The following is a 10,981-nucleotide window of genomic DNA, read 5'->3' as shown; positions in this document are numbered from 1 at the left end:
CCACCGACATCTACCCTAGATCGCTCGTCGGCAGCGTCAGATGTGTATAAGAGACAGGCCCCACCCCCACCAGGACGAGCGAGACTTGAAGAGTCCTTCACCATCCGGGACTCTGAACTCCCCTGAGCGTTCCACTGAGCGGCACCGACCGGTGTGGAGGCCGGCACATGACAGCCATGTTCGACCAGGAGCTGCACGAGCAGCTCGCCCAGGCCCGACGGGACCTCGCGGCGGCACGGGCCGAAGGGGACGCCGACGGCGTCCAGGCGTACGAGGGCCGGATCGCCTCACTCCTCCGGCTCGCCTCCCAGCACGGCATCGACCTGCCGCACAGCGCCGACGAGGAGGAACACAACGACTGACCGCGCCTCGAACAGCACGGAGGCGGCACCCGTTCGGGTACCGCCTCCGTCAGCGAGTCAGCGCGTCATCGATTCGTCGAGTCTGCGATCCGTCGAGTCATCGATTCGTCGATTCATCGAGTCATCGAGCACCGAGGATCACTCCCCGACCGGCTCCAGGATCGCCACGCACTCGAAGTGGTGCGTCATCGGGAACAGGTCGAAGGCCCGCAGCGACACCGGCCGGTAGCCGCCCTCGCGGAAGAACCCCAGGTCCCGGGCGAGCGCCGCCGGGTCGCACGCCACGTACGCGATCCGGCGCGCCTCCAGGCCGACCAGGTGCGCGACGGTCTCCCGCCCGGCGCCCGAGCGCGGCGGGTCCAGGACGATCAGGTCGGTGGCGGTGATGCCGGTACGCGGCAGCAGCGTCTCGACCCGGTCGCACTCGATCCGCACGTTGTCCAGCGCGGCCAGGTTGTGCCGGGCGTCGACCACGGCCTGCTTGGCGGACTCGATGCCGAGCACCGCGCCCTCCTCGCCGACCCGGTCGGCCAGCGCCCCCGCGAAGAGGCCGACGCCGCAGTACAGGTCGAGCGCGTTCTCGCCCCACTGCGGGTCCAGGCCGTCCAGCACGGCGTCGACCAGGGTGTCCGGCGCCTCCGGGTGGATCTGCCAGAAGCCGCCGTTGCTGACCCGCCAGGTGCGCCCGGCCGCCCGCTCACGCACGAACGAGCGCCCGTGCACCTTGTGGATGTTGTCCTGCTCGTCGATCCGGGCGATCGACACCGGCTTGTCCAGCTCGACCAGCGGCAGCTGAGCGCCGGGCCGCGGGGTGAGCACCACCTGGCGGTCCGAGGAGCCGCTCGCCGCGATCACCTCGACGGAGGCCACGCCCGGCCAGTCGCGGGCCTCGATACCCAGCTCGGTGACGCCCTCGGCAGCGATCAGGCAGCGGTCGATCGGCTGCACGTCGTGCGAGCGGTGCTTGCGCAGGCCGACCTTCCCGGTCTCCGGGTCCACCGCGTACTGGACCCGGGTGCGCCAGGCCGGCACCTGCCCGGCCGGGAGCTTGCCGCCGACCGGCTCGACGCTGCCGTCCCAGCCCGCCTCGGCCGGGGTGAGCCCGGCCAGCTTGGCCAGCTGCTCGGTCAGCACCGACGCCTTGAGCTTGCGCTGCCCGCCCGGGGTGACGTGCTGCCAGTCGCAGCCGCCGCACTTGCCCGGGCCGGAGAACGGGCACGGCGCCTCGATCCGCTCCTTGGCGGGCTCCAGCACCTCCACCGCGTCGGCCCGCAGGAACCGCGAGGTGGTGGTGCCCTCGGTCACCAGCGCGACGACCTTCTCGCCGGGCAGCGCGTGCCGCACGAACAGCACCCGGCCCTCGTGCCGGGCCACGCAGTGCCCGCCGCCGTGCGCGACCGGGCCGACCTCGACCTCGTACCGCTGGCCGGCCAGCGGCTCACCGGACGGCGTCTCCTGTCGCGGCGCCCGCGCGGGGCCGGTGCGCAGCGCCTTGGGCGGCCGCACCGCCTGCTTGCGCGGCGCCTTCCGAGCCGCACCGGAAGCCCCGGCAGCTCCGGCAGCCCCCTCGGCACCCTTGGCAGCGCCCTTCCCGGCAGCGGCCTTCGCCGCGCCCTTCCCGGCGCCCTTCGCAGCGCCCTTGGCGCCGCCCTTCCCGGCGGCGGCCCGGCCTGCGGCAGCCTGGCCCGGCTTGCGGTCCTCCGCCGGCGCCTGCTCCCCCGGCACGATCGGCGCGGTGCGCGCGGTGAGGCCGTCGCGGTCGGTGGCCTCCGGGCGGGCCGGCCGGCCCCAGCGCGGCCGGGACACCTGCCCGGGCTGGGAGCCGCCCCGGCGGGCGCCCTTGCCGGAGGAGCCCGAGGAACGGGGCGGAGTGTTGCGGGTCACGAGGAGGTGTCCTTGCTGCGGTCGGAGGTGGCACCGGCACTCTGGCCGGTGGGGACGGAATCCTTCGACTGTACGGCCTTCGGCGCCCGCGGCTCGCCACGCCGGACGGCACCCGGCGCCGACCAGGCCTTCTGCGGCTGGCGCCGCTCCGAGGACTCCAGCTGCCACGGCACCGAGGTGACCATCACACCGGGCTTGAACAGCAGCCGCCCCTTGAGCCGCAGCGCGCTCTGGTTGTGCAGCAGGTGCTCGTACCAGTGGCCGACCACGTACTCGGGGATGTAGACCGAGACCACGTCGCGGGGGCTGTTGCGGCGCAGGTTCTTCACGTAGTCCAGGACCGGCCCGGTGATCTCGCGGAACGGCGAGTCCAGCACCTTGAGCGGCACCTCGATGCCGCGCTCGTCCCACTCCTGTCGCAGCGCCGCCGTGTCGGCCGGGTCGACGTTGACCGTGATCGCCTCCAGGGTGTGGGCGCGGGCCAGCTTGGCGTACGCGAGGGCGCGCAGCGCCGGCTTGTGCAGCTTGGAGACCAGCACGATGGCGTGCACCCGGGTGGGCAGCACCACGTCGTCCGGCTCCTCGGCGGCGATGAGCTCCTCGGAGACCCGGTCGTAGTGGCGGCGGATGCCCTTCATCATCACGAACAGCACGACCATCGCCGCGATGGCGATCCAGGCGTGGCCGATCTTGGTGACCAGGACGACGATCAGCACGGCCATGGTCATCACCAGGCCGAAGGTGTTGATCGCCCGGCTGCGCTGCATGCGGCGGCGCTCGGCCGGGTCGGTCTCGGTGCGCAGCAGCCGGGTCCAGTGCCGGATCATGCCGGACTGGCTCATGTTGAAGGAGACGAAGACGCCGACGATGTAGAGCTGGATCAGCCGGTTGGGGTCGGCGTCGAAGGCGATGACGAACAGGATCGCGGCGATCGCCAGCAGGATGATGCCGTTGGAGAACGCCAGCCGGTCGCCGCGGGTGTGCAGCTGGCGCGGCAGGTAGCGGTCCTGGGCCAGGATCGAGCCGAGCACCGGGAAGCCGTTGAAGGCGGTGTTGGCGGCCAGCACCAGGATCAGGCCGGTCACGGCGGCGACGAAGTAGAAGCCGGGCGTGAAGTTGCTGAACACGGCCTCGCTGATCTGGGCCAGCGCGGTCTTCTGGTGGTAGCCGGAGGAGACGCCGCCGAGCTGTTCGGTCGGGTTCTCGGCCATCTGGACGCCGGTCAGCCGGGCCAGCCAGATGATGCCCATGAACATCACGACGGCGATGCTCGCCATCATCAGCAGCGTGGTGGCGGCGTTCTTGCTCTTGGGCTTGCGGAAGGCCGGCACACCGTTGGAGATCGCCTCCACACCGGTGAGCGCGGCGCAACCGGAGGAGAAGGACTTCAGCAGCAGGAACACCAGGGCGATCCCGCCCAGCGACGCGTTGCCGGGGGTGGCTTCGAGCGTGAATCCGGAGCTCTCGGCGGGCATGTCCTGGCCGAGCAGGAAGTGTCGGACGAACCCGTAGCCGACCATCCCGATCACGCCGATCATGAAGGCGTAGGTGGGGATGGCGAAGGCGGTACCGGATTCGCGCACCCCGCGCAGGTTCATCCCCATCAGCAGGATGACCACGATCACCGACACGGTGAGTTCGTGGCCGCGCAGCGCGGGAACGGCGGAGACGACGTTGGCGACGCCCGAGGTCGTCGACACCGCCACCGTGAGCACGTAGTCGACCATCAGCGCGCTGGCGACCACGAGACCGGCGGCCGGCCCGTGGTTGACGGTCGCGACCTCGTAGTCGCCGCCACCGCTGGGATAGGCGTGCACGTTCTGTCGGTACGAGGCGACCACGGCGAGCATCACGACCGCGACGACGAGGCCGATCTGCCAGGAGAAGTGGATCGCCGAAGCGCCCGCGACGGACAGGGTGAGCAGGATTTCCTCGGGGGCGTACGCGACCGAGGAGAGCGCGTCCGAGGCGAAGACGGGCAGCGCGATCCGCTTCGGGAGAAGCGTTTCGCCCAGCTTGTCGCTGTGCAGCGCGCGTCCGATCAGGATGCGTTTCGGAAGGTCTTTCGGCATAGGCACGTTAAGGAATCGTAGGGGTTCCCCGGACAAGGCTCCGCCGTTTGTCCCCCCCTTCGTCGCGACTGCGTTCTATGGACCGGCTAGCGTGTCGGATACGAGTCGGCGGGCAACACTCGGATTGTCAGGTGTTGCCGGGGCCGGCGCCCCACGAGAACGCTCGCCCCGGACAGCCGGGCGGGAAAGGGAGATGAACGGTGTTTGCGCAGGTCAGTACCCCAATGGAACGGGTGAGGTAGCACCGGTGCACATCGTCATCATGGGCTGCGGCCGCGTGGGCTCCGCCCTCGCCAGAGCACTCGAGAAACAGGGCCACTCGGTGGCCGTGGTCGACCAGGACCCGACCGCGTTCCGCCGGCTGGGTGCCGGGTTCAACGGGCGCCGGGTGACCGGCGTGGGCTTCGACCAGGACACCCTGCGCGAGGCGGGCATCGAGGAGGCCGGCGCCTTCGCCGCCGTCTCCAGCGGTGACAACTCCAACATCATCGCCGCGCGGGTGGCCCGGGAGAACTTCGGCGTCGAGAACGTCGCCGCCCGGATCTACGACCCCCGCCGCGCCGAGGTCTACCAGCGCCTGGGCATCCCGACCGTCGCCACGGTCCGCTGGACCGCCGACCAGATGCTGCGCCGGCTGCTGCCGAGCGGCGCCGAGCCGCTGTGGCAGGACCCGAGCGGTGCCGTACAGCTGGCCGAGGTCGCGTACGACCCGCGCTGGGTCGGCCACCGGATCAGCGAGCTGGAGGACGCCTCCGGCACCCGGGTGGCGTTCGTCACCCGGCTCGGCGAGGGCGTCCTGCCCACGCCGCAGATGGTGGTGCAGGAGGGCGACCTGGTGCACGTGATGCTGCGCCGGGCCGACCTGACGGCCGTCGAGGCCGCGTTCGCGCAGGGGCCGAAGGAGGAGGGTCACTGATGCGGGTCGCCATTGCCGGGGCCGGTGCCGTGGGCCGCTCGATCGCGGGCGAGCTGCTGGAGAACGGCCACGAGGTCCTGCTGATAGACAAGAACCCCAACTCCATCTCGGTGGAGCGGGTTCCCATGGCGGAGTGGCTGCTGGCCGACGCCTGCGAGATCACCTCGCTGGACGAGGCCGCGCTGCAGCGCTGCCACGTGGTGATCGCCGCGACCGGTGACGACAAGGTCAACCTGGTCGTCTCGCTGCTCGCCAAGACCGAGTACGCGGTGCCGCGAGTGGTCGCCCGGGTGAACAACCCCAAGAACGAGTGGCTCTTCAACGAGTCCTGGGGCGTGGACGTGGCCGTGTCCACGCCGCGCCTGATGTCCGCCCTGGTCGAGGAGGCGGTCAGCGTCGGCGACCTGGTCCGCCTGATGCGCTTCAGCCAGGGCAACGCCAACCTGGTCGAGCTGACCCTGGCCTCCGACACCGAGCTGGTCGGCACCCGGGTCGGCGACGTGGCCTGGCCGCAGGACACCGCGCTGGTGACCATCATCCGCGAGGGCCGGGTGCTGGTGCCGGGCAAGGACGACACCCTGGAGGGCGGCGACGAGCTGCTCTTCGTCGCCGCCCAGGAGCGCGAGGAGGAGCTGGAGGAGCTGCTGTCGGCCACCTCCGGCGCCCAGTAGGCCGCAACAGGCCCCAGGGGCCCAGTGGCCCCACAGGGCACGGCGAAGGGCCCGCACCCCGGTGGGTGCGGGCCCTTCGCCGTGCCCTGTCGGCCAAGCCGTCCAGGTCGTCCCGGTGGAGGCGGCTACTTGGCCGGCTCCTCCTCGTCCTCGTCCAGCTGCGCCTTGATCGGCGGCGGTGCCTTCAGCAGGATCTGCCAGGTGACGTACATCGCCAGCAGCAGCGGCGGGATGCCGAGGGCGACCTTCAGCCAGCCCAGCAGGTTGACGTTGTGGGTGAAGTACAGCGGGAAGAGGACCAGCGGCTTGAGGCCCATGATCACCACCCAGGCCCAGGTCGCCCTGGTGTAGGCGGCCAGCCGGCCCGGGTTCTCCTTGCGCCAGGTGAACATCTCGCCGGTGATCGGGCCGAGCATCACGCCGATCATCGGCCAGCGCGCCAGCGCGGAGGTAGCCAGGGCGATGCAGTAGCCGACGTTCCAGAGCAGGCCGGGCAGGTAGAAGTCCTCGGCCTTGCCGCTCTTCATCGAGATCCAGGCGCCGAGGGCGACGCCGAACACCCCGCTGAAGGCGTGCTGGATGGTCTCCCGCCTCGCCAGCCGGGCCACCACGAAGAGCCCGCTCAGGCCGAGCGCGGCCCACGCCGAGGTGCTGACCTGGTGGGTCAGGTTGTACGTGACGATGAAGACCAGGCCGGGCAGCGTCATGTCGATCATGCCGCGTACGCCGCCGAAGGCCTTCAGCACGGTGTCGGCGGCCTCCTTGGAGGCGGCCTTCCGGGCGGCCTCCTCGGCCGCCGGGTCGTGGGCCAGGTCGAGCTGGGCGGCGGCGTCGCCGCCGGGCAGGTTGCTCACGCTCATTCGCTCCCGTGTCCGACCGGACGCAGCTCGTAGCGGGGGTTGAACAGCACGCGGCGCCCGCGTGCGTGACTGATCCGGCCGCTGGCGACCAGCCGGCGACCGGGCTCTATGCCCGCGATCGAGCGGCGGCCGAGCCAGACCACCTCCAGCGCCTCGGTGCCGTCGAACAGTTCGGCCTCCAGGGCCGGCACCCCCGCGCGCGGGCGGAGCGTCACCGTGCGCAGCGTTCCCGCGACGGTGACCAGCTCGCGGTCCGCGCAGCCGGCGATCGGCGTGCACCCCGACTCCGCGGCGTTCTCCTGGCGCAGGTCCTCGGCGTCCAACTCCTCGGCCGAGGAGGTCAGCCGACTGAGCATGCGGCGGAACCGCCCCTGCGACTGGCCGCTGCTGTTGTCACCACTCATGCGGGAAGGGTACCGGTTTCCGGGCCCCCGGCGGGGGGTCGTTCAGCCGCCGAGGGCAACGGCGGTCAGCTCTCGAACCGGTATCCCATTCCCGGCTCGGTGATGAAGTGGCGCGGGTGCGAGGGGTCGCGCTCCAGCTTGCGCCGCAGCTGGGCGAGGTAGACCCGCAGGTAGTTGGTCTCGGTGCGGTAGGCGGGGCCCCACACCTCCTGCAGCAGCTGGGTCTGGCTGACCAGCCGCCCGGCGTTGCGGACCAGCACCTCCAGCAGGTGCCACTCGGTCGGGGTGAGCCGGACGTCGGCGCCGTCCCGGTTGACCTTCTTGGCCGCGAGGTCGACCGTGAAGGTCTCGGTCACCACCAGCGAGTCGGCCTCCCCGGCCACCGGCTCGGCCCGCCGCACGGCGGCCCGCATCCGGGCGAGCAGCTCGTCCATGCCGAACGGCTTGGTGACGTAGTCGTCCGCGCCGGCGTCCAGGGCCTCGACCTTCTCGTCCGAGGCGTGCCGGGCGGACAACACGATGATCGGCACCCGGGTCCACCCGCGCAGGCCGCGGATCACCTCGACCCCGTCCATGTCCGGCAGGCCCAGGTCGAGGACGACGACGTCCGGATGGCGGGCGGCGGCCAGTTCCAGGGCGCTCGCGCCGTCATGGGCCGCGTCCACCTCGTACTTGCGGGCCTTGAGGTTGATCACCAGCGCGCGGACGATCTGCGGTTCGTCGTCCACGACGAGGACCCGGGTCATTTACGGGCTCCGCCTTTCAGGCTGTCTGACTTACGGACTGTGGGACTGACTTTCGGTACGACACGCTTTCGGTACAGCACGCGTTCGGTACGGCACGCGACCTCGGGAAGCGACGGATCCCACCGGAGCGCCTCACCGCTCACGTGATCAGCTCGGAGAGCGGACCGCTCCCGTCGTCGCTCGGTTCGTCCGGTTCGGGCGGCCGGTCGACGGCGGGCAGGCTGACGACCATGGTGAGGCCGCCGCCGGGGGTGTCCTCGGCCGTGACGGTACCGTCCATCGCCTCGACGAAGCCGCGCGCCACCGCGAGTCCGAGGCCCACCCCGGCGCCGCGCGGCGCGTCGCCGTAGCGCTGGAACGGCGCGAAGATCTTCTCCTTCGCCTCCTCGGGCACCCCCGGCCCGCGGTCGACGATCCGCAGCTCGACCCGGCCCGGCACCCCCGGCTGCTCCAGCGCATCGGCCTTGACCAGCACCTTGACGCCGTCCGGGCTGTACTTGACGGCGTTCTCCACCAGGTTGGCCAGCGAGCGCTCCAGCAGACCGCCGTCGGCCCGGATCATCGGCAGCGTCTCCGGGACGTCCAGCCGGACGGACTCCGGCGGCACCCCGCCGAGCGCGTAGGGCACCACCTCGTCCAGGTCGGTCTCCTGGATCAACGGGGTGACGGTCCCGGTCTGCAGACGGCTCATGTCGAGCAGGTTGTTGATCAGGTGGTCCAGCCGGTCGGCCCCGGCCTCGATCCCGGCCAGCAGTTCGGCCTCGTCCTCCGGGTCCCACTGGACGTCGGCCGAACGCAGCGAGCTCACCGAGGCCTTGATGCCCGCCAGCGGGGTGCGCAGGTCGTGCGAGACGGCGGCCAGCAGCGCCGTCCGGATCCGGTTGCCCTCGGCCTCCCGGCGGGCCGCGGCGGCCTCGCGGGACAGCCGGCGGCGCTCCAGCACCACGGCGGCCTGCGCGGCGAAGGCCCCGAGCAGGCGCCGGTCCGCCCCCGGCAGCACCCGGCCGCGCAGCACCAGCGCCAGGCTGTCGCCGACCGGGACGTCCACGTCGGCCCCCTCCGGCCGCTCCGGCGGCCGCGGCCCGGCGGTCGCCACCGGCACCCAGGGGCCGAGCGGATCCGGGCGCTCCAGCAGCGCGGCGCTCTCCTGCCCGAAGGTCTCCCGGACCTGCTCCATCAGCGCGGTCAGCACCCCGTCCCCGTTGGGGGCTCCCCGCAGCACCGTGCCGGCCAGCGCACTGAGCGTCTGCGCCTCGGTCTGGCTGCGGGCCGCCTGGTGGGTGCGCCGGGCCGCCAAGTCCACCACGGACGCCACCGATATCCCGACGACGGTGAATATCGCCACCGCCATGATGTTCTGCGGCTCGTTGATGGTGAAGGTGTGCAGCGGCGGCGTGAAGTAGTAGTTCAGCACCGAGGAGCCGACCAGTGCCGACCCGATCGCCGGCAGCAGCCCGCCTACCAGCGCCGCGCTCACCGTCAGCGACAGGAACAGCAGCATGTCGGTGGAGAGCCCCAGCCCACCGATCGCGGTCAGCACGATCGCCAGCAGCGGCGGGCCGGCCAGCCCGACGAGCCAGCCGGCGACCGTCCGGTTCCGGCCCAGGTCGGTGATCCGCCGGACGGGCATCCTGCCGCGCCCGTGCCCGGCGTGCTCGTGGGTGACCATGTGGACGTCGATGTCCCCGGCCTCCCGGGTCACCGTGGTGCCGACGCCCGGCCCGTACAGGTACTGCCAGCCGGGCCGACGGCTGGTGCCCAGCACGATCTGGGTCGCGTTCACGCCCCGGGCGAAGTCCAGCAGCCCGGCCGCCGGGTCGTCGCCCAGCACGGCGTGGAAGGAGCCGCCGAGGCTCTCCACCAGCGCCCGCTGCTCGATCAGCCGCTGCGGCGAACCGGTGCCGGCGAGCCCGTCCGAACGGGAGATGTGCACGGCGAGCAGCTCACCGCCGGAGACGCGGGCCGCGATCCGGGCCGCCCGGCGGATCAGCGTCGCCCCTTCGGGCCCGCCGGTGAGGCCCACCACGATCCGCTCCCGGGCCTGCCAGGTGCCCTCGATGCCCTGCTCGGCCCGGTACTTCTGCAGGTACTCGTCCACCCGGTCCGCGGTCCACAGCAGCGCCAGCTCGCGCAGCGCGGTCAGGTTGCCCGGGCGGAAGTAGTTGGCGAGCGCGGCGTCGATCTTCTCCGGCGCGTACACGTTCCCGTGCGCCAGCCGCCGCCGCAGCGCCTGCGGGGACATGTCCACCAGCTCGATCTGGTCGGCCCGCCGGACCACCTCGTCCGGTACGGTCTCCCGCTGGCGCACCCCGGTGATGCCCGTGACGGCGTCGCCGAGCGACGCCAGGTGCTGCACGTTGACGGTGGAGACCACGTCGATCCCGGCTGCCAACAGCTCCTCGACGTCCTGCCAGCGCTTGGCGTTGCGGCAGCCCGGGACGTTGGTGTGCGCCAGTTCGTCCACCAGCGCCACCTGCGGGCGGCGGGCCAGGACGGCATCCAGGTCCATCTCGGAGAACCTGGCGCCCCGGTGCATCACCTGCTGCCGCAGCACGACCTCCAGCCCGGCGACCATGTCCGCGGTACGCCGGCGGCCGTGGTCCTCCACGAACGCCACCACGACGTCCGTACCACGCTCCTGCCGCCGGTGCGCCTCGGCGAGCATGGCGTACGTCTTGCCGACCCCGGGGGCAGCCCCGAGGTAGATGCGCAGCCTGCCTCGTCCCATGAGCACCATTCTTGATCCGGCCATGCCCGGGAGCCAGCCCCGGACACCTGTTCCCCCCGCCCTTCGAGACTACGGCGTGAGCAGTGATTTTCCGCTGATCAGTGCACTGATCAGGCGGTTTTAGCGGCATATTGACGGTGGACCAGCCACTCGGCGGGGGCCACTCGGCAGGGATGCGGCAGCCGTTCGGCAGCGGTGCGGCAGTATCGCGGTCGAATTCCCGAAAGGACCCGGAAAACGCGAAGAACCCCCATCCGGGATCCGGATGGGGGTTCTTCTGAAGAATTGTTCGGCGGCGTCCTACTCTCCCACAGGGTCCCCCCTGCAGTACCATCGGC

At 71.7% G+C, this 10,981-nt stretch carries 9 protein-coding genes; 3 read left to right on the top strand and 6 right to left on the bottom strand.

Going from position 1 to position 10,981, the window contains the following annotated elements; genetic code table 11:
* Positions 1–167: 167 nt before the first annotated feature.
* Positions 168–362 (top strand): hypothetical protein, encoded by a 195-nt coding sequence (locus tag OP86_RS31115; RefSeq protein ID WP_157849892.1) that lies wholly within the window; start codon positions 168–170, stop codon positions 360–362.
* A 138-nt stretch (positions 363–500) separates the two neighbouring features.
* Here the strand turns inward: OP86_RS31115 and OP86_RS31110 are convergent, their stop codons facing one another.
* Both OP86_RS31110 and OP86_RS31105 read right to left on the bottom strand, forming a co-directional pair.
* Entirely contained in the window at positions 501–1,796 is a 1,296-nt protein-coding gene (locus OP86_RS31110) for a class I SAM-dependent RNA methyltransferase (RefSeq protein ID WP_063832494.1), read from the bottom strand.
* A 446-nt stretch (positions 1,797–2,242) separates the two neighbouring features.
* Positions 2,243–4,318: an APC family permease gene (locus tag OP86_RS31105; RefSeq protein ID WP_030060762.1), complete on the bottom strand. Its 2,076-nt coding sequence runs from the start codon at positions 4,316–4,318 to the stop codon at positions 2,243–2,245.
* Between the two features lie 247 nt (positions 4,319–4,565).
* On the opposite strand from OP86_RS31105, the gene OP86_RS31100 reads away from it, so the two are divergent.
* On the top strand, positions 4,566–5,234 hold the full coding sequence (locus tag OP86_RS31100) for a potassium channel family protein (protein ID WP_030256431.1): 669 nt from the start codon (positions 4,566–4,568) through the stop codon (positions 5,232–5,234).
* Positions 5,234–5,905, top strand: a complete 672-nt coding sequence (locus OP86_RS31095; protein ID WP_030060763.1) for a potassium channel family protein — start codon at positions 5,234–5,236, stop codon at positions 5,903–5,905. Before OP86_RS31100 ends, OP86_RS31095 begins: the two co-directional genes overlap by 1 nt.
* A gap of 125 nt (positions 5,906–6,030) precedes the next feature.
* On the opposite strand, the gene OP86_RS31090 is transcribed toward OP86_RS31095, so the two are convergent.
* From OP86_RS31090 to OP86_RS31075, 4 genes are all read right to left on the bottom strand, one after another.
* On the bottom strand, positions 6,031–6,765 hold the full coding sequence (locus OP86_RS31090) for a DUF3159 domain-containing protein (RefSeq protein WP_051831074.1): 735 nt from the start codon (positions 6,763–6,765) through the stop codon (positions 6,031–6,033).
* Positions 6,762–7,169, bottom strand: a complete 408-nt coding sequence (locus OP86_RS31085; RefSeq protein ID WP_030060765.1) for an OB-fold nucleic acid binding domain-containing protein — start codon at positions 7,167–7,169, stop codon at positions 6,762–6,764. Before OP86_RS31085 ends, OP86_RS31090 begins: the two co-directional genes overlap by 4 nt.
* Before the next feature lie 65 nt (positions 7,170–7,234).
* The gene (locus OP86_RS31080) at positions 7,235–7,915 is read right to left on the bottom strand and encodes a response regulator (protein WP_030256434.1); all 681 of its coding nucleotides are present in this window, start codon (positions 7,913–7,915) and stop codon (positions 7,235–7,237) included.
* Between the two features lie 139 nt (positions 7,916–8,054).
* Entirely contained in the window at positions 8,055–10,643 is a 2,589-nt protein-coding gene (locus tag OP86_RS31075; protein WP_051831077.1) for a sensor histidine kinase, read from the bottom strand.
* Between the last annotated feature and the right edge of the window lie 338 nt (positions 10,644–10,981).

The sequence above is a fragment of the Streptomyces novaecaesareae genome, from assembly GCF_000716875.1.
In the GTDB taxonomy this organism is placed as follows: domain Bacteria; phylum Actinomycetota; class Actinomycetes; order Streptomycetales; family Streptomycetaceae; genus Kitasatospora; species Kitasatospora novaecaesareae.
Note: the sequence above shows the minus strand (reverse complement) of the source record. Positions and strands in the feature narration are given on the sequence as shown.